We start from the raw sequence: 18671 nt of genomic DNA, 5'->3' as shown, positions 1-18671 counted from the left end.
ACAGCGCATGGGGCATCACCACCATCATCATTCCGGGGAAGGCCATGCTCATGAGCATCATCATGGGCCCGCTGAATTTAATCGAGCCTTCCTGATCTCCATCATCGCCAACGGCGTGTTTGTGATCATTCAGGTTTTGTACGCTTACTGGGCTAATTCCACCAGTCTGCTGGCGGATGCCATTCACAATCTCGGAGATGTGCTCAGTTTGATCCTGGCGTGGATAGCCAATGGGCTGCTCAAACGGCTGCCGACAGAACACACGACCTACGGGATGAAAAAAACCTCCATTCTTGCCGCATTGGCCAACGGGGTTTTGCTGGTGTTTTCCTGCGGTATTATCGCAACGGAAGCCATGTATAAATTGTTCTCTCCTTCCGAAATCGAAGCCTTGTCAGTCATGATGGTGGCGGGCCTTGGTATTGTCGTTAACGGCACAACAGCGGCCTTATTCATTCGTGGCAGTGATGATTTGAATATTCGCGGTGCCTACCTGCATTTGTTTTATGATGCGCTGATTTCTGTCGGAGTGGTGATTTCGGCTGCATTAATGTACTGGACCCAGTGGCTGTGGATTGACCCGCTGGTGGGCTTACTGATTGCCTTTATCATTCTCAAAGGAACCTGGACGCTGTTTACGGATAGCTTCCGTCTGATCATTGATGCGGTTCCGCGCGGGATTTCCTGGACGGCGGTGCAGCAATTACTGCAGGCGGAAAAAGGGGTGGAGCAGGTTCATGATTTACACATTTGGGCGTTAAGCACCAAGGAAAATGCCTTGTCGGTGCACTTGTGGATGCCTGAGCAGGAGTTAAGCGATGATGCCCGTTTACGGTTGGTCAGACAGCTTAAGGAAGAGCATAATATTCACCATTCGACCATTCAGGTGGAAAAAAGCCTGGCTTATTGTGATGACGCCTGTGCGGCGACTAATAACCCCTGTTCCAATTAACGATTCAGCAAGGCTTTTCGTTTTTGCCAATCAGGAAGAAACTGGTTCATAAAGCCATGGAAGCGATGATTATGGCTTGCTTCCAGCAAATGCACCAGTTCATGCACCACCACGTATTCAAGACAAGCCAGGGGTTTTTCAGCCAGCATGAGGCTGAACCAGACGCGTGCGGTGCGGGTGTTGCAACTGCCCCAGCGGGTTTTCATTTTTTTAATGCCAACGGCATTGGCTTTAACCCCAATTATTTTTTCCCAGCGAGGGATGAGTTCATTCAATTGCTCCCTGAGTTGTTCACGATACCACCCCTCGATCAGCGAGGCTTTGTCCTCATAAGACGCTTCGGCTGCGATGTTTAAACACAAAAATTGCCCATTGAGTGAGCAAAAGGGGCGTTTCGAGGTCGGGTTGATCGTGAGAATGCAGGGCTGGCCAAAAAGGCAATGGATTTCCCCGTCATTGTAATGCCGCGGTGCGGGTGGTACCCGGGATAAAAAGCGTTGACGGCTTTGTTCAATCCAATCCTGTTTAGCGATAATAAATTGTTCAATGGTCTTTTGATTCATGCGCAACGGTGCACTGACGCGAATGCGTCCATCCGGGGGATAGACACGCAGGTGTAAATTTTTTATGGGTTTGCGGACCAATTCACAACGCAGGCCGCGAATTTCAAAAACGGAATGAACCACTTGCTAAAACAGTCAGGTAAATAAAAAAGTAGGTTACCACCAATCCCCAAAAAAAGCCGCTTGATTTTGGCATATTCCTACGCAAACAGGCTTGTATTTTATAAAGTCCGGTTTACCATAGACTATTACATTACTTTATTGTGAGGATCACATGAAGATTGAGTTAAAAGCCAATATCCCCCTTGACGAACAAATTAAACAATTTTTTATGAATCCGACCCAAGGGGAAAAGAAAGAAGAGGACGGATCTGACAAGACGCTGGATTTGGCTGGCTCGAAACTTGGAAAGAGAAAAATTTCGGAATTAATTGCCATGGTGGAAGCCATCAAGCAGTATGCGCCTGGCATTGAAACCGTCGATTTATCGCACAACGGCCTGAGTTTTCTGAAAGCGGATCTGGCCCTGTTGATTGCGGCATTTAAAGATTCCAGCATTAAAAAATTGATTTTATGCGTCAACAATTTAGGCGCTAACAAGCCGGACGATTTACTGGCTATTGCCAATTCTTTAGCCAAAAGCGGGCTGTTGATGTTTGATTTAGCCAATAATTCGCTGCAAAAACTGGATTTATACACGCTTGAGCAGTTCTTAAAACAACTCAATACGCCGAAGCTTGAAAGCGTAAGATTGGATGATTCGAGCCTGTCTGGTTTAACCGGTGCAGACAAAGTCGCTCAGATTCTTTTTGAAACGTTGGGCCAGAAAGTGAAATTTGAGGCTGACGAACAAAAAGAATTAAGTTTTATGGGAAGGGTAAAACAACGCTATGAAGCGCTTGTTAAAGGGGAGTACCCGAATCATAACCCCTATTCCTTTTACCAGAATCAATCGAAAAAGGGTGAGAACAGCTCGCCTGTCGGCCAAAGTAACCGCTTTGTATAAGCCTGCACCCCGAAAAAGGGGTGTTATGGAATGGCGTAAAGAAAGGAGAATCACGTGGATAAATCAGCCCTCATCATTCGTAACGTGTCTGCGCTGACAGACTCGGAAGTGGCATCGATCATTGCTTTATGTCAGTTTAAAAGACCGCTGGTCATTAACGACGCTTCACCCGCGAAATTAAAAGAATTTCAGACCAAGCTGAATAACAACGAAGCCATTCCTGCTAGTCTGCTGCGGGAAACGAGCGTCAGGGATTTTATTTACGCCTCCGCCCGGCAAAATACTGGGGATCAGTTGATTCTGCATCTGGATCACAACAAGGAGGATGCAGAAGCCTACATTTTAGGTAAATTGGAAGATTATGAGCAAAATCGCCATGTCAGCGTTTTTTATTTGGGCGGCGGACACGGCGGCGGGTTTAATGGCCAGGTGGATGAAGAGACAAGCGGCCTTAAGAAAAAAACCGTTCAGGCTATTATTGCCAAACTGGAAGACAAAGGCATGAATACAGGGGCTGCTATTTTTGGTTCCTGTTACAGTGCGGCCTTTACCAATGAATTCCGTGATTTTCTGTTAGATGATGGCATCATGCTGGCCGATTCCGTGGAGTGTGGCCACAACGGATTTGACAACCTGGTTCGCTGGCGGCAGCATGCGGACAATATTCCCTTTTTCAGTGTCGAAGAAATTCAGGCCTTTAGGGTCAAGCCCAGCGACATGCGCACTAAATTTAACGAGTTGGTGGGCATGAATGACGCCCTGGCTAAACAGCACCTGGTGGAAGCCTATGCGCGCCATTCCCAGCAAAATCCGGCGAACCTGACTTATCAGGGTGTGAAATTAGTCCTGGATCAAAACAGCCAGTTGGACGATACGGTAAACAATCTTCGCACCGACCTGCTGGATCAACAAATTCTTGCCTGCAGTACCGAACTGCAGGCTCTGGGGCCTAATCCTGCGCTGGCGGATGTGCAGGAAGCGCTTGGCCACTACCCCTGGGTTAATGCCTACGTGCAGCATGCGATCGAAACCTGTGCTTATCGCGATAAGACTGATGCCTTCGTCGCCGCATTGACGAAAGAAATAACTGGTTATGAGACGCAACATAATCCGGGGGCTGATGATGATATTTCGAATGCGTTATTGACTCATTTGCAAACCAAATTTCCTGCTGCACCCGAGAAGAATTTTTTTAAAATATTTGACGATTACGCTAAAAACATAGCTTTAAGTGAAAAATTGGAGGAGTTCAAGGAGGCGGCCAATGGGTTTAAAAACTACCTTGACACGCAGTATAACCCCGATTACGGTGCCCATGTGCCGGTCCATGCCTCGGCAGGCGATCTGTACAAACAAGTCGTTGTCTCCATGAAAAAGGAAACCGTGACCAGCAAAGTATTAAGCAGTAATGACGACTCGCAATTAATGGAGCTCGATCCCACGACCGGAAAACCCCTGCACACTTGTGATGATGCCTACGATCGGGTAAAAAAAGTCATCAATATTATCGGTAAGAACCAAGCCATCAACCTGGTGGTTGAGCACTCCGTCGACACCTTTAACCAGTCCAGTGTCATGAGTGAGTTCAATGAAGGTTTTGCTGCCGCCATGCTTGAGTCCGCACGTATACTGAAAGCGGCCCGTGAAGCCCAGGTCATTGTGATTAAGCCTTTGCCGATAGGCATTGATGCGGTCGACCATTTGCATTCCCTGAAAGATCAGCTGGGGAAAATAAAGGGCGATGCCAATGCCGTCGTGGAGGAGCACGACAACGGTGATGACGAGCATCTCAACGTTTAATGCGGATAGAATCCTGATCTGGCAGGGGGTGCGCTCTGCCACGTTCTTCTTAAAAAAATCCAATATGTATAATTGTTGGCTTATGTGTTATTATTTGGTCATTTTGGCATTGACCTTTGGTTTAATGCGGTGCAGTGAATTAACCTGAAACGAGCGGATGAATAGATTGTTTTTTAAAAAAACCTTATTAATGATGGGCTTACTGTTGTTTCTAACGACAACAATCACTCAGGCCCAGCGTGCGGTGGCGATTACTATCGATGATCTTCCTTTTGTCGGTGAAAGCAAAAATTTCCATCTTAATAAAATCATTGAAACATTAACGGCGAATGGTGTGCCTGCGACAGGGTTTGTTATTGCCAGTGAAGTCACCGAAGGCAACATGCCCATGCTCAAGAAGTTTCGCGATTCAGGATTTGGCGTCGGTAACCACACGCTGACCCACGCCAATCTTAACCGCATGGACACCCAGGCCTACATCGACGAGATCAAACAGGCCGATAACATTTTAAAGCCGGTGTTAACGCGCCCTAAATATTTCCGCTTTCCTTACCTGGTGGTGGGGCAGGGTGAAAAAAAAGAGCGTGTGATGAATTACCTCGCTAAAAAACATTACCATGTGGCCCCGATCACGATCGATAGCCGTGATTTTGTTTTTAACCAATTGCTGATGTCGGTTCCTGAAAAAGAGCGCCGCTTTTTTATGGGCGTGCTCAAACCCTGTTATATCGATTTCATCTGGGAACAGACGCTCAAAGCCGAAGAACACAACCGGGTTATTCACAAACCGGATCAACCCCAGATTTTATTGATCCACGCCAACCTGCTGAATGCTTACGCTCTGCCGGATATTATTAACCTTTATCGTCAGAATGGTTATCACTTTGTGAGCCTCGATGACGCGCTTTATCCTGCGTCTGCCGGCAAAACCGGTTCCATCAAGCGCCGGCTTAAGCAGTTTTATGATACTCAAATCGAAGAATTTATGGCTTGGGATTGATTATCCCCCTGATAAGCGCGTGTATGCTAGACGATCAAAAAATGTCGACCTATTGGCCATCTTTTTGTCATTGGCGAGGGCAGGATGCGGCCATGAAAGAAGAACACCTGCTGAAATCGGCCCTGTTGCTGGTTGATTTCCTGAAGGAGAAGGGGGTAGAGCCGTCGACAATTGATGCTCATTTAAACGAAGCGCCTTTGGGTTTATTCAAAACGCTCGATCAATTCAATGGCCGGTCTTTCGGCACCTTGTTATTCGCAAAATTACGCTTAAGCGATTACCTGCAAACACTCAAAGACTCCACGGGTGCAGAAAGCCTGTGTTTAAAACCCCTTGAAGCCATCATCACCAGGCTTTACGCCATGCCACGTGAGAACCCGGCACAGGGGGTTTTCGAGCTGATTGATCATTTAAACCGATGGTTAAGCCTGAAACCTGAAGCCTACCATGACAGGGATGAAGCAAGAAAATTATGCCTGGTCTTTTATCTGTTACTGAAATTGCTAACCGCGACCGTATCCAACCTGAGCACCCTGAATAAAACACTGGCTTCGCGTTTTATTCCCTTACAAAACATAGCCAAGGAGGCGTTTAAATTATTAAAAGCCGCCCATGAGCAATGGCAACAGTTGGCCCCGCAGGGCGATCAAAAATCGCCTGTGCAGGAAGAGGTCCTGCTCCATCAGCAACCGCCTTGGCTTGAGGCTTTCCAACAAAAATACCAGTCAATTGCTCATCAAAAGAAAACCCATCAGGGCAAACTGGCACAATTGCATGGTGTCATTACCGAGGATTGCACAGCCCTGAAAACTCTTAAGCGTCTCCAACTCGAAAAGGAGCGTGTGAAAGCGGGAATGGTGCAGTTGCACGCTCTGGAATATGCCTTAGCGAATCCAAAATTAACCTTAACCACTCTTCTTTCGAATTATTCCAGCGCCTTTCAAATGGTGCTGGACCATTCGTCTGCTCAAGTTAAAAAAGAATTGCTGTCGCCCGATGAGACCGCAAAAAGCCCCTGGCCCTGGATGCCAGGCATACTGATCTCGACCGCCAACTGGTTTTTTAAGCCGGCCGTGGAACCTGGGAAGTTAAAATTACAGCAGGCCTTGCCGCTTGTGACCTTATCATTCACTCAAACGATTAAAACGCTGGATGAAGCCATCGTCCACCAGATTATCAAGATTTTCCCTGACAATGCAGGCTATCAAGGCCTGTTACGTCGTGTGGGTGAGGACGGACTCACGGAACTGATTCACTACCATCAGCAATTACAGGCGCTCTGCCTGCTGGCTCAACGCGTCCTGCAACTGCATTCAAATCTGTATAAACTTCACTTGCCGCCGCAAAGTCAATTATTCATTGCTCAGGAAATGCCTGAAAAAAGCAAACAGGACGAAGCGGTCAGCCAATTGCTGAACTTTTTTACTGAGGGTGCAGACAGAGAAGCCATGGTGCCGCTTAAAAACAACTTAAAGGCCTTGTGCACTCGTTTGGAAATCGGCCTTGAATTAGTCACCAAGGGTTTCTGTACCATCAAGGCCTTCAACGACTCAGGGATGCTGCCTTCTCCGTGAGGCACTAAGCGGACGACTCGTTGCCCGGGCTATAATTTAAAGACATCCCTTGCAGCTCAGACATGATGGATAAAAAACGGTATTACCGGGCAGCGATTCGCTGGTTGCCTCAAGGCAGGGAAAATCCGCCCCTGATACAATATTTGCTTCTGGATGCAAAACTGGAGTATTTAATTTTTCCAAAACAACTCCAGGTGAGTCATATCCAACAAACCCTTGTGGCTATTCTGGATGAGATGCAATCCCTTTGCCCGGCAACACACCCTCTGAAAGTGCATTTCAAATCCATTAACGTCCATTATGGCGGCCATCGGCAGGATTCGGCACGATTCCATTCGCTCATACGAAGGCTGTTAACGCGTCGCGGTTTGCTTGCCCCGGATTCGCGCATGGCTTATTTACTTAAAAAAGACGAATTGAAGCGATTCAAGCAGGCGCTTTATTGGCTGGATATCGACACCAGGACACGAGGCTGCGCTTTTGTTGCCCATTTATGGGCCATTGCGTTGAAAGCCACGCGCTCCCGCGTTGAACTGGCCATTCGACAACTCTGGAAAGCGCGTTATGGCATTCAGCGCATGTCCAACCACGATAAGGAACGCTTTGCCGAATTTTATGCCCACTTGTGATGACGCCCGTTATCTGCCTACTATTTGGATAAAAGGCAGCAATAGGTATAAAATAGCAGGGTTGTTAATTTTATGTTAAGGATGTTTATGTTTTCCTTGTTTAAACGTGAAAAAGGAGCTAATGCCTCATCACCTGCCCAGCAGCCTTTTGTGTCTCAAGGCGACATGCTGCACGCTTTGAATAAAGGCGAAGAGAATGGGCTGTGCGGACCTTTGACGAACATGGTGGCTGAAGAACATCTTCGTGGGGCAAAAAAAACCACCTTATTCTCACAAAGTAATGAAACGGTTTACTACAAAGCAGTTGAGGTAGAGGGGCATCAGGATGCCATTCGCAATATCGATCGAAGCAATGGTAAGCATTCCGCCTTTATCGATACTGAAACGCCGTTTCTGGTCGACCAAATTCCGGCGGCCAAACTTAAAAGCCTGACGCTTAATGATTTGGGCGAGCATAATCTGATTACCTTCCCCGTTGAAGGCGAAGCGAAAGGGAGCGATCCTTATCATCAAATTTATTTCAAACGCCAAGAGAAGGATTGTGTTAAATTTGATGCTGAAGAACGGTATGGAGAAAAAAAGGGAAATTGCCAGGAATTGTTTGACGCGTTCAAGAAAAGCGTGAGTACTCAGCCTGATCCGTCGCGCCCGCCCAAAAATGTCATTGTCGCGCGAAGTGCCGGGTTTTTCCCTGCTGTCAGTGAATCCATTGTTAAACCCGCTGAGGTTGTCAAACCTCATTTTCAAGTATAAAAAAACGAGGCAGTTCTGAAAGGGAACTGCCTCGTCGATTATTATTTGGCGGAGAACTTGACTTTGAATTCCTCAGAAGGCAGCATTTCCTGGCTGATGCCGTCTGATAAGCCCTTACTGAAGTGAATAAAGGCGCCAGCCAGATTTTCAGCTTTGTGCGAGTCCTTGCTTGCCTTGAAAAAGGCAAACGCATTATGATTTTCCTGCGCTTGGCTGTAGGCATGTGATTGGAAGGGCGATAAGCCTTCTTTGTGGTTTTGTTTGACCTGATTTAACAAGGAATCTTTGGCTACAGGATGCAAAGGCGTTTCAACCATGTCATGGCCGTCATTGACGTCAGCAATGGATTGATGATGGTCTGGGCCAAATTGTTTCAATTGGTCATTTAATTCCTTGCGTTGCGGACAATGGTAACCTGGGTAATCGGCCCCGGTTTTATCCTTTATACTTCTCACTTCCATTGCTTGAGTAAAGTTGCTAAAGATGGCGTTACTAAAGTCTTTAAAGAAGCTTACTTTATCGTTTTTGCCGTTGTGTTTCATAGTACTACTCTCGTCATTTAAAAACAGTAAGTTCATGGTAAGGCTTGCCGTCTTAAGAGAATCTTAAGTGTGAAAGGATTAACACAAAATTTGCATATACTTTGCAAAAAGTTTATTTTTTATTCTTTTGAGGGTTGGATTACCACGGATGTCAGGGCGCTGCAGGCGATTCTGCCTGCAGCCGGAAGGGAAATCAGGCGTTGAATTGTAAGTTAACGGGCACTTCCTGTTTGGCGTCTGAAGGAAGCATTTTTTGTTTCAGAAGGCCCAGTTTTTGGAGTTTATAGGACTTTAACGTGCCTTCATGCTTCTCAATCTCCCCATCAATCTTCTCTAATCGTTTTTCATGGCCTTTTATCCACTCTGGTTGAGGGGAAGGTGTACATGCCTATCAGGAAATGATATGAGAAGCGGCACAACCTTCCCCGTTGAAGGCGAAGCGAAAGGGAGCGATCCTTATCATCAAATTTATTTCAAACGCCAAGAGAAGGATTGTGTTAAATTTGATGCTGAAGAACGGTATGGAGAAAAAAAGGGAAATTGCCAGGAATTGTTTGACGCGTTCAAGAAAAGCGTGAGTACTCAGCCTGATCCGTCGCGCCCGCCCAAAAATGTCATTGTCGCGCGAAGTGCCGGGTTTTTCCCTGCTGTCAGTGAATCCATTGTTAAACCCGCTGAGGTTGTCAAACCTCATTTTCAAGTATAAAAAAACGAGGCAGTTCTGAAAGGGAACTGCCTCGTCGATTATTATTTGGCGGAGAACTTGACTTTGAATTCCTCAGAAGGCAGCATTTCCTGGCTGATGCCGTCTGATAAGCCCTTACTGAAGTGAATAAAGGCGCCAGCCAGATTTTCAGCTTTGTGCGAGTCCTTGCTTGCCTTGAAAAAGGCAAACGCATTATGATTTTCCTGCGCTTGGCTGTAGGCATGTGATTGGAAGGGCGATAAGCCTTCTTTGTGGTTTTGTTTGACCTGATTTAACAAGGAATCTTTGGCTACAGGATGCAAAGGCGTTTCAACCATGTCATGGCCGTCATTGACGTCAGCAATGGATTGATGATGGTCTGGGCCAAATTGTTTCAATTGGTCATTTAATTCCTTGCGTTGCGGACAATGGTAACCTGGGTAATCGGCCCCGGTTTTATCCTTTATACTTCTCACTTCCATTGCTTGAGTAAAGTTGCTAAAGATGGCGTTACTAAAGTCTTTAAAGAAGCTTACTTTATCGTTTTTGCCGTTGTGTTTCATGGTACTACTCTCGTCATTTAAAAACAGTAAGTTCATGGTAAGGCTTGCCGTCTTAAGAGAATCTTAAGTGTGAAAGGATTAACACAAAATTTGCATATACTTTGCAAAAAGTTTATTTTTTATTCTTTTTGGAGGGTTTAATTGCTACGGATCTCAGCGTGCTGCAGGCGATTCTGCCTGCAGCTGGATGGAAAATCAGACGTTGAATTGCAAGTTTACGGGCACTTCCTGTTTGCCATCTGAAGGGGGCATTTTTTGTTTCAGAAGGCCCAGTTTTTGGAGTTTATAGGACTTTAACGTGCCTTCATGCTTCTCAATCTCCCCATCAATCTTCTCTAATCGTTTTTCATGGCCTTTGATATCCTCTCGCGTGGGGGGCAGTGCTTCCACCCTGGTTGAGGGAAGGTGCACACGTGCATCAGGAAATAACATGGGGAGCGGCATAACAACCAGGGGACCCTGAGGCCTTTCAACGGTTGCTACACGTTCACGATGCGCCCTTAATCCAATTAAGGCCTCTTTTTCTTCCTTTATTTGTTTTTTAATCTGGAGATAGGTTGAGTCGTCTTGTAATTGAGATTTAGCCTGATCCAACTGTCGCTCCTGCTGAATTTGTCGAACCTGTTCTTCAGACAGCGTTTCTTCCCAGGGGAAGGGCATGGGTTCGGGTTGAGGGTCGTCTGCCTCATCGGCTTTAAGGCAATAGGAAATGCCTTGAAACAGCGCAACACCCAGGGCAATGACAGCCAGGGGCAATACAATAGCGGCGGCAATGGCTGTGTAAATCGATGCAAAAAGAAACGGGAAGACCACAAGCGCAACCACAGTGAGTACCAGCCAGGCGCCGAGGGTGGTCATGGCGCGCGGGTGACGGCTGACAAACGAAGGCTGTTCAACCCGTGCATTCTGCATGTCTGCGAGTAAGGCATCATCCAGTAAGGTCGCGGCGCTGGCGTAGGAGGGGCCGCGTTTGACATCGCCGAGGATTCGTCCAAATTGCACTTTGCCATTGGTGCGGTTCGCGCGCTGTATTTCTTTCTGTACCTGCTGATGCAGGGCAGTATTGATGGCGCTGAGGCGTTGTTCCTCGTCTGCCTGAGGAGGAAAGGCCAGCAATTTTGCCGCGAGGATGGTGCGCTCTACACCGGCGTTGAATGCGCGGTTAAATGGCACGCCTGAGCCTGCATCGCCTAAGAGAATGACACGTTTATTGCCAGGTAATGGCTTGGCAAAGGTAGCGGTGCAATAGGTTGATAGTTCTACACCGGCAATGGTTTCGCTGTTTTCGACCAACTGGTCTTTAAGTGCTGCACGGCGAAGCGCTAACCAGGGGCGGATGCTGTTGGCCAACTGCGTCATGTTGCGGGTTTCTGGTTGCACCAAATCCTTAAGTGTTAATTTCTTTTTGGCATACACTTCCTGATAGGTGTCTTTGTCAACAAAAAAGAAAAGAGAGACGGGGGTTTTACCGTTTTTCTTACGTCCGATTTGTTCGGACACGAAATGCTCAGTCTGGCTTAGCGCAGGGGCATACGTGGTGAGTGGAATCGGTTTGGTTTTGCCGTGAACATGGTATTTCACTTCAACAATGTATTGCAGATTCTTATCAACGGATTTCTTGTCATCAAAGAATTTTTTTCTGACGGTGCTGTGCGCGCCATCCGCCCCGATTAAGGTGTGGGCGGAGGGAAACCGATCAAGGAGTGCCTGAGGATCGTCGATTTTTTCGTATTCAATGGAAATGCCCAAATCATCGGCTAACTGCTTGAGCTTGCTCTCGATAGTCGAGGTGGGCACCGGACCATGAAAATCCTTTAAAATAGCCTGCAGGCGTTTATCGGGGTGAGAGCCTTTAAATGCGTGGGGGTCGACTAACAGGGTATGATGGCGGGTGTATTCTTTATTGCGTTCAAAAATAACAACCTTCGCCTCAGGATTGTTTAATTTGGCTTCAATGGCGCTTAACAATCCAATGGGCCCGGCACCTATAACAAGAATATCAGGTTTCATGCGCATGCTCTTAATCAGTGAAGACGGCCTAGTATAGTCACCTGATTGTTGAAAAACAATACAGTCAGGGTGTTATAAACTCGCCATGTCAATCACAAAACGATAGCGCACATCGCTTTTAATCACCCGTTCATAAGCTTCATTCACCTGTTGAATTGAAATTCGCTCAATGTCGCAGACCAGGTTGTGTTGCCCGCAAAAATCGAGCATTTCCTGCGTTTCCTGAATGCCGCCGATGAGGGAGCCCGCGAGGCTTTTTCTGCCGCCGATGAGTGACAGGGCTTTAACCGGGATATCGTGCTCCGGAATGCCGACAATGACCATGGTGCCATCGCGTTTAAGCAGTTTCAGGTAATCGTTCCAGTTTATTTTGGCAGAGACAGTGTTGATCATGAGGTCAAAGGTACCCGCCAGTTGACTGAATGTTTTGGCATCCGCGGTTGCGTAAAAAGCATCGGCGCCTAAGCGTTTGGCATCGTTTGCCTTACTTAATGAGTGACTGAGGACACTGACCTCCGCACCCAGGGCATGAGCAATTTTAACCCCGATATGACCTAAACCGCCGAGACCAAGGATAGCGACTTTTTTGCCAGGCCCGGCTTTCCAATGTTTGAGCGGTGAGTAAAGGGTAATCCCGGCGCAAAGCAGCGGTGCTGCGGCATCGGGGGGGAGATTGTCCGGTATACGCAGCACATAATGCTCATCCACGACAATGCGTGAAGAATAACCGCCCTGAGTCAGGCGGCTGCCGTCGCGTTCCATGTTGTTGTAAGTGGTGGTCATGCCTTCACTGCAGAATTGCTCCAGTCCATCCTGGCAGTTGACGCACCGCCGGCAGGAATCGACAAAACACCCCACACCCACCCGATCGCCGACTTTAAATCGAGTGACTTTGGCACCGATTTGACTGACAACCCCGATGATTTCATGGCCAGGCACCATGGGAAAGAGGGCGCCGCCCCATTCTTCGCGAGCCTGGTGGATATCGGAATGGCAAATGCCGCAAAATTGAATATCAATCAGCACGTCCTCCTCACCCACCTCGCGTCGTTCAAATGCATACGGGGTGAGGGGGGCTTTGGCCGTCTGTGCGGCGTATCCTTTGACCGGAATCATGCTGATCTCCTTCAATGACATGAGCAATAAGAAACAAACAATCAGTCTAGCAAAAATTGACGGGATTGTCGCAGGCATTGGCCGATTGATCAGGGGACATCAATAAGGGTTGCCTAAGCATTTTGCAGGTGTTAAGCAAGGGAAAACTGCTCGCGCTGAGCATGGCTAAGAAGAAACCGGGGTACCCCAGGAGGTGTTGAATGAAGCCGCTTAGGGCGCCAAACACAATGTAACTCAATGCCATGATGGAGGTGCACAGCGTGTACATGGACATGGGATAAGGGCTTTGATTGGCGATGCGAAGGAGGTAAGTCATGTAAGCCCCATTCAGGAGCCCTGCGATGAGTTGCCCAAGCAGAACGAACCCCCAGAGCAAAGGATAGCCGTGAACCTGGGTCATTAAAAAGAAACATAAATGACCAGGAACCATGAGGAATGTTAATTTCTTAAGGCAGGACGCAGTCCCTAAGCGACCCGACAAATACCCGGCAAACGAAATGCCTGAAATCAGCGCCAGACTGCCAAAAACACCATAAAGCGCCCCAAATTGCGGCAACGACAGCCCCATGCCCTGAGGATCAACTAAATAAAGCGGCAGCATTTTTTGAATCTGGGCATCGGTCAGATTATAGATAAAAATAAAAAACAGCGGGCTATGCCACTTTTTCTGCAGGAACAATGCCTGGATGCCCAGGTAATTTTCCTGAGGCACTGGGGAGGGCTTGTGAGCATTGGGTATAAAGAGAGCATGAAACAGGACGAATACCACAAGAAGCAGGGTGAGCAAGCTGAAAAACAACGGCCAGACAGGGTAGGTGGTGCGAGAGGCCAGGAAAACAGCCAGAGTCAGTAACCCGCCTTTTACGGTCAGGCGGCCCAATTGGTAGAAGCCACTGCGCAGGCCGACATAACGCTTTTGCTCCCTCTCCGATAAATGTGACAGGTAAAGTCCGTCAGACAGAATGTCATTCATGGAGGAGAGCAGGGCAAGAACCAGGAATGCAGGAATGGACAGCGGCAGAAAAAAGGACGAATTGGTCGTCAGGGCAAGCAGAAAAACCACGCTCACCAGTCCACCCTGGATGATAAGCAGGCTGGTTTTTTTATTCGGCTGCTTTTCAAGGATGGGTGCGAATACGGGTTTGATGCACCAGGGCAGCATGAACAGGCTGGTTAGCAGGGTCGCGGTAGCATTCCCAAGTCCATAGTGCTGATAACACAGTGCGGCCATGGTTGCGACCACCATGTAGGGCAGGCTTTGAAAGAAATAAAGGCAGGCTATCCAGCCACAGTGCGTTAAGGATTGACGAGACACAAACGGCCTTGTGTTGACCAGGATGCGTCATATTGTACATTAATTGTTCATTTTGGGGCAATGCCTTTCGATCCTGAAAAACAAGCAATGAATTGGCAGGTGAGAGTCATACCCGCTACTATTGAAGAAAAGGATAAAATAAAACATGCCCATGCCGGTCATTAATGAAACATGGTTATGGTGTCTCTTTTTCCTCCTGGTCACGATCGTCTTAGGTATCGATCTGTGGCTGCTCAGGGGGCAGAAAAGTCATCGGGTTTCAACGCGCGAGGCATTGTCATGGACCGCCGTGTGGGTGAGTCTCGCTTTAAGTTTTAATCTTGTGCTTTGGGTTTACCTTTACCACACCTTCGGACCGGCCATTGCCTATGAAAAGTCGCTTGAATTTTTAGTCAGTTACCTGATTGAAAAATCACTGTCCGTGGATAATCTCTTTGTTTTTATTTTGATTTTTCAATATTTCTCCATTCCTGCCCATCATCAGAGACGACTTCTGCAGTATGGCGTCATCAGTGCCATTTTCATGCGTTTAATTATTATTTTGTTTGGTATCTGGCTTATCAACCGGTTTGACTGGATTTTTTATGTCTTTGGCGTGTTGCTGCTGATTTCTGCGTTACGTATTCTTTTTTTGGGAAATGAAGAAAAAAGCCTGGAAACCAATCTTTTAATTCGCTTGTTTTCAAAAATTTTTCGTCTGTCGCATGAGAAAATCGATGGCCGCTTTTTTATCCTGCACAATAACCAATGGTATGTGACGCCGATGTTTATCGCCTTGTTGTTTATTGAATTCAGCGACCTGATTTTTGCTATCGACAGTATCCCTGCGGTTTTTGCTATTACCCGTGACCCATTCATTGTGTTTACGTCCAACGTTTTTGCGATTTTGGGCTTAAGGACGTTGTATTTTCTCATCAGCAACATGAAAGAGCAGTTTGCCTATTTAAGTCATGGACTGGCTATCATTCTGATCTTTATCGGCATTAAAATGCTTATCCATGCTTACATAGAAATTCCAGTGTTGATGACACTGGGTTTCATTATTCTAGTGCTCGCTGCTGCCATTGCCTTAAGCTGGTTGCTGCGCAAACCCCATTGAAGGGCGTTTGAGTCATTTATTAACAAAATTCTCAGTTTAAAATCACAACCCCTGATATAATTAGCTATACCACGCGCTTTATTCTTAAAAACCGGGGTCGTTCTGACAACGAGGTCAAGCCTGGTGTTTCAGGGCAGGAGAAGAATAAAATGGCAATGAATCGCTATAAAAAATACCGCAAAGTTGCCGGAAAAATCGTCATTCTCGGATTTGGCAGCATCGGACAGGCCCTATTTCCGCTTCTAGCCCGGCATTTGGTTCTTCAACCCCAACAGGTACGGGTGGTTTCCAAATTAGCGGAGGAAGAAACGATTGCCCAGGAATTGGGAGTAAATTTTAGATTGCTTGAGGTCACACGCGAGAATTACAAGTCATTCTTTGACGAAGAGCTTTCATCTGGCGACTTTTTAATCAATCTGTCAACTGGAATTTCCAGTGCAGACTTGATTCGCTTGTGTCAGGCAAAAAAAGTACTCTACCTGGATGCCAGCACTGAACCCTGGGAAGGTTATTACACTGATGAATCCCTGTCCCCCTCCCAACGCACCAATTATGCCTTGCGCGAGGAAATGCTGGCGATGAAAGGAAAACGGGGGAGTACCGCGGTGATTACCCACGGGGCTAACCCGGGTCTCGTGTCTCATTTTGTCAAACAGGCTTTATGGAATATGGCCCGCGACAATGATTTGCCGCTACGCCCTCTTCAGACGGCGCAGGATTGGGCTCATCTGGCACACCAATTGACCATTAAAGCCATTCATATCGCGGAGCGGGACACGCAAATCACCTCAACGCCTAAAATGCCGGGTGAGTTTGTTAATACCTGGTCGGTGCCAGGTTTTATGGCAGAAGCCCGACAACCGGCGGAATTAAGTTGGGGAACGCATGAACGCCATTGGCCAAAAGACGCCCACCACTACGATTTCGGTTCGAATTGCTCCATTTATCTTGACAGGCCAGGGGCTACGACGCAGGTGCGTACCTGGACCCCGACACTGGGTCCGTTTCATGGCTTTTTAATTACCCATGCTGAATCAATTTCGATTGCTGACTATTTAAGCATTCGATGCAATGGCCATGTCATTTATCGTCCCACCGTCCATTATGCCTATTTCCCTTGTCCTGATGCGACCTTGTCACTGCATGAATACAATGGCATGGAGTGGCAGAATGGCATGAATCAGGAGGAGCATAACCGCTTGATTGTCGATGACATCATTGATGGCATGGATGAATTAGGCGTGCTGTTGATGGGAAATAAGAAAGGGGCTTACTGGTTTGGATCCCAATTGTCCATTCACGACGCCAGAAAGCAGGTGCCCTATAACAATGCGACCAGCCTGCAGGTGGCCGCCGGAGTACTCGCGGCTCTGCTTTGGGCCATGGAGTACCCGGAATGCGGCATTGTTGAGCCTGAAGATCTTGACTACCAATACATTCTAAAAATCGCTTTGCCTTATCTTGGCAACGTGTCTGGCTATTACACGAATTGGAATCCGCTGAAAGATCGCCAACAACTGTACAGCGAAAAAATCGATCGAAGCGATCCTTGGCAATTCTTAAATATTCGTGTCAACTAGGTGAATAAGCCTCAGGAATATCCAGCAATTTTTTTTGGTAAAAACGCTTCAATGTATTCCCTGTTTTCCCGTGTATTTATCCAGCCATCAATAATGATTTTTCGAATGAATGAGGACGATTTTCGACAATTTTTTAAATGATCATAGGCGGTATGTAACCGGGCTTCATGATCGGCAATAATTGAAAAAATCAGAGGGGCATCAAAAAGCGATGCAAAAATCACTTCGGAATGGATTAATAGCAGCGATAACTCCGCCGGTTCCATCCGTGGAAGATCTCTGGCCGTTAAAAACGCGGCAATTTCATCACGTAAGCCAAGGTGTTTAGCCCTCATGTCCGCTATCGATGAGCGCAGGGTGTCCGACTCAATGTGCCGCAGGGCGATAAACAGGACTTCAATAACCGTAACCTCCAGCGTATATAGTTCTGATAATTTAGAAAAATAGTCATCATTTAATATCATAAAACTCTCCATGTTTTATTGAATTAATGAAGTTTATTTTGGAAAATTATGATATTTTTTAATGGTAAAAATTTCAATTAATTTTAATTATTTTTTAAAATTATTTAAAGATTTTGCAATGCATTTTTCCGTCATTATCTATCCAGGCTCTTTTCATGATTTCAGTATTAAATGACACACTGACATTGCCTTGCGTGTTAACGGCAATCACCCCCATTTCCCTGCGGGATGCGGGGGGGCGTTTTTTTATAACCTGGTCGCAGGCCTCCTGCAGGGAATACCCCTGAAGTTCGATGAGCATGGCAATGGTATGAGCCGCTACGCCAGTAATCAGCGCTTCCCCTTCACCGGTGCCGGAGACGGCGCAATTGCGGTTGTCGGCATAACACCCTGCACCAATCACACAACTGTCGCCAATGCGTCCCGGCAGGCAATGACTGATGCCTCCGGTCGACGTGGCGGAAGCCAGATTGCCTTCATTGTCCAGGGCGACAGCGCCCACCGTGCCGCTACCGCTTTTTTTAAGGATGTCGTCAAACGTTTCCTGCTGATGCCGGGTTTGGTTTTGCTGGTATTGATAATCCGTCATGAAATAAGATTCAGGCAATAAGGGAAGATTGAAATACTTCGCCACTTCAAGGGCCCCATAGCCGGATAAAAAAACATGATGGGTTTTTTCCATGATTTTTCGCGCAAGACTGACGGGATTTTTAACTTCACGAATCATGGACACGGCGCCGGCTTTTAAGGTTTTGCCATCCATAATGGACGCATCCATTTCGATTTCTCCATGGCAATTCAGCGTGGACCCGCGCCCCGCATTAAAGTGAGGATCGTCTTCAAGCATGCAGACCGCTGCCTCGACGGCATCGAGCGCACTGCCGCCGTCTTTAAGAATCCGATGACCGGTGAGCAGCGCTTCCTGTAACCCTTTCGCGCATTTTTTTTCATTGGATATTAAAAAATCCGAGGCTTCCCCTGCACCACCGTGAACGGCAATCGCGATTTTATTCATGCTGA

Annotated in this window: 18 protein-coding genes; 10 read left to right on the top strand and 8 right to left on the bottom strand. The window is 47.1% G+C overall.

Annotated elements, in window-relative coordinates; genetic code table 11:
• Positions 1 to 7 precede the first annotated feature (7 nt).
• Positions 8 to 952: a cation diffusion facilitator family transporter gene (locus DYE45_RS12905; RefSeq protein ID WP_108295009.1), complete on the top strand. Its 945-nt coding sequence runs from the start codon at positions 8 to 10 to the stop codon at positions 950 to 952.
• Here the strand turns inward: DYE45_RS12905 and DYE45_RS12900 are convergent.
• Positions 949 to 1638, bottom strand: coding sequence for a M48 family metallopeptidase (locus DYE45_RS12900; protein WP_108295007.1), 690 nt, complete (start codon positions 1636 to 1638; stop codon positions 949 to 951). The genes DYE45_RS12905 and DYE45_RS12900 overlap by 4 nt on opposite strands.
• A gap of 151 nt (positions 1639 to 1789) precedes the next feature.
• On the opposite strand from DYE45_RS12900, the gene DYE45_RS12895 reads away from it, so the two are divergent.
• The 6 genes from DYE45_RS12895 to DYE45_RS12870 all read left to right on the top strand — a co-directional run bounded on the left by DYE45_RS12895 (position 1790) and on the right by DYE45_RS12870 (position 8277).
• Positions 1790 to 2521 carry a hypothetical protein gene (locus DYE45_RS12895; RefSeq protein WP_108295005.1) on the top strand — a complete coding sequence of 244 codons (732 nt, stop codon included), beginning with the start codon at positions 1790 to 1792 and terminating at the stop codon, positions 2519 to 2521.
• A 54-nt stretch (positions 2522 to 2575) separates the two neighbouring features.
• Positions 2576 to 4321 (top strand): hypothetical protein, encoded by a 1746-nt coding sequence (locus tag DYE45_RS12890; RefSeq protein WP_108295003.1) that lies wholly within the window; start codon positions 2576 to 2578, stop codon positions 4319 to 4321.
• Between the two features lie 190 nt (positions 4322 to 4511).
• Positions 4512 to 5321, top strand: a complete 810-nt coding sequence (locus DYE45_RS12885; protein ID WP_242602740.1) for a polysaccharide deacetylase family protein — start codon at positions 4512 to 4514, stop codon at positions 5319 to 5321.
• A gap of 92 nt (positions 5322 to 5413) precedes the next feature.
• Positions 5414 to 6895 carry a hypothetical protein gene (locus DYE45_RS12880; RefSeq protein WP_108294999.1) on the top strand — a complete coding sequence of 494 codons (1482 nt, stop codon included), beginning with the start codon at positions 5414 to 5416 and terminating at the stop codon, positions 6893 to 6895.
• A 62-nt stretch (positions 6896 to 6957) separates the two neighbouring features.
• Positions 6958 to 7524, top strand: coding sequence for a hypothetical protein (locus tag DYE45_RS12875; protein WP_242602739.1), 567 nt, complete (start codon positions 6958 to 6960; stop codon positions 7522 to 7524).
• Between the two features lie 87 nt (positions 7525 to 7611).
• Positions 7612 to 8277 carry a hypothetical protein gene (locus DYE45_RS12870; protein ID WP_108294997.1) on the top strand — a complete coding sequence of 222 codons (666 nt, stop codon included), beginning with the start codon at positions 7612 to 7614 and terminating at the stop codon, positions 8275 to 8277.
• Between the two features lie 41 nt (positions 8278 to 8318).
• Here DYE45_RS12870 and DYE45_RS12865 read toward each other — a convergent pair whose 3' ends face one another.
• Positions 8319 to 8855 carry a hypothetical protein gene (locus DYE45_RS12865; protein WP_133138234.1) on the bottom strand — a complete coding sequence of 179 codons (537 nt, stop codon included), beginning with the start codon at positions 8853 to 8855 and terminating at the stop codon, positions 8319 to 8321.
• Positions 8856 to 9222: 367 nt separating this feature from the next.
• On the opposite strand from DYE45_RS12865, the gene DYE45_RS12860 reads away from it, so the two are divergent.
• Positions 9223 to 9525, top strand: coding sequence for a hypothetical protein (locus DYE45_RS12860; protein ID WP_115300985.1), 303 nt, complete (start codon positions 9223 to 9225; stop codon positions 9523 to 9525).
• A 41-nt stretch (positions 9526 to 9566) separates the two neighbouring features.
• Here the strand turns inward: DYE45_RS12860 and DYE45_RS12855 are convergent, their stop codons facing one another.
• The 4 genes from DYE45_RS12855 to DYE45_RS12840 all read right to left on the bottom strand — a co-directional run bounded on the left by DYE45_RS12855 (position 9567) and on the right by DYE45_RS12840 (position 14508).
• Positions 9567 to 10103 carry a hypothetical protein gene (locus tag DYE45_RS12855; protein ID WP_133138234.1) on the bottom strand — a complete coding sequence of 179 codons (537 nt, stop codon included), beginning with the start codon at positions 10101 to 10103 and terminating at the stop codon, positions 9567 to 9569.
• A gap of 159 nt (positions 10104 to 10262) precedes the next feature.
• Entirely contained in the window at positions 10263 to 12077 is a 1815-nt protein-coding gene (locus DYE45_RS12850) for an FAD-dependent monooxygenase family protein (protein WP_133138221.1), read from the bottom strand.
• Between the two features lie 72 nt (positions 12078 to 12149).
• A complete protein-coding gene (locus DYE45_RS12845; protein WP_108294991.1) occupies positions 12150 to 13193 on the bottom strand; it encodes an NAD(P)-dependent alcohol dehydrogenase in 1044 nt (347 codons plus the stop codon).
• A gap of 46 nt (positions 13194 to 13239) precedes the next feature.
• Entirely contained in the window at positions 13240 to 14508 is a 1269-nt protein-coding gene (locus tag DYE45_RS12840; protein ID WP_133138220.1) for an MFS transporter, read from the bottom strand.
• Between the two features lie 151 nt (positions 14509 to 14659).
• Between DYE45_RS12840 and DYE45_RS12835 the strand changes: the two genes are divergently transcribed.
• Both DYE45_RS12835 and DYE45_RS12830 read left to right on the top strand, forming a co-directional pair.
• Positions 14660 to 15607, top strand: coding sequence for a TerC/Alx family metal homeostasis membrane protein (locus DYE45_RS12835; RefSeq protein WP_108295033.1), 948 nt, complete (start codon positions 14660 to 14662; stop codon positions 15605 to 15607).
• Between the two features lie 149 nt (positions 15608 to 15756).
• Entirely contained in the window at positions 15757 to 17187 is a 1431-nt protein-coding gene (locus DYE45_RS12830) for a homospermidine synthase (protein WP_308810083.1), read from the top strand.
• A gap of 11 nt (positions 17188 to 17198) precedes the next feature.
• On the opposite strand, the gene DYE45_RS12825 is transcribed toward DYE45_RS12830, so the two are convergent.
• Positions 17199 to 17651 carry a hypothetical protein gene (locus DYE45_RS12825; protein ID WP_115300983.1) on the bottom strand — a complete coding sequence of 151 codons (453 nt, stop codon included), beginning with the start codon at positions 17649 to 17651 and terminating at the stop codon, positions 17199 to 17201.
• A 100-nt stretch (positions 17652 to 17751) separates the two neighbouring features.
• Complete coding sequence (locus DYE45_RS12820; RefSeq protein WP_115300982.1) at positions 17752 to 18666, bottom strand: isoaspartyl peptidase/L-asparaginase family protein; 915 nt, start codon at positions 18664 to 18666, stop codon at positions 17752 to 17754.
• Positions 18667 to 18671: the final 5 nt, after the last annotated feature.

Origin of the sequence: Legionella taurinensis (genome assembly GCF_900452865.1) — a bacterium.
GTDB lineage: Bacteria > Pseudomonadota > Gammaproteobacteria > Legionellales > Legionellaceae > Legionella_C > Legionella_C taurinensis.
This window is presented reverse-complemented; position numbering and strand designations above follow the sequence as displayed.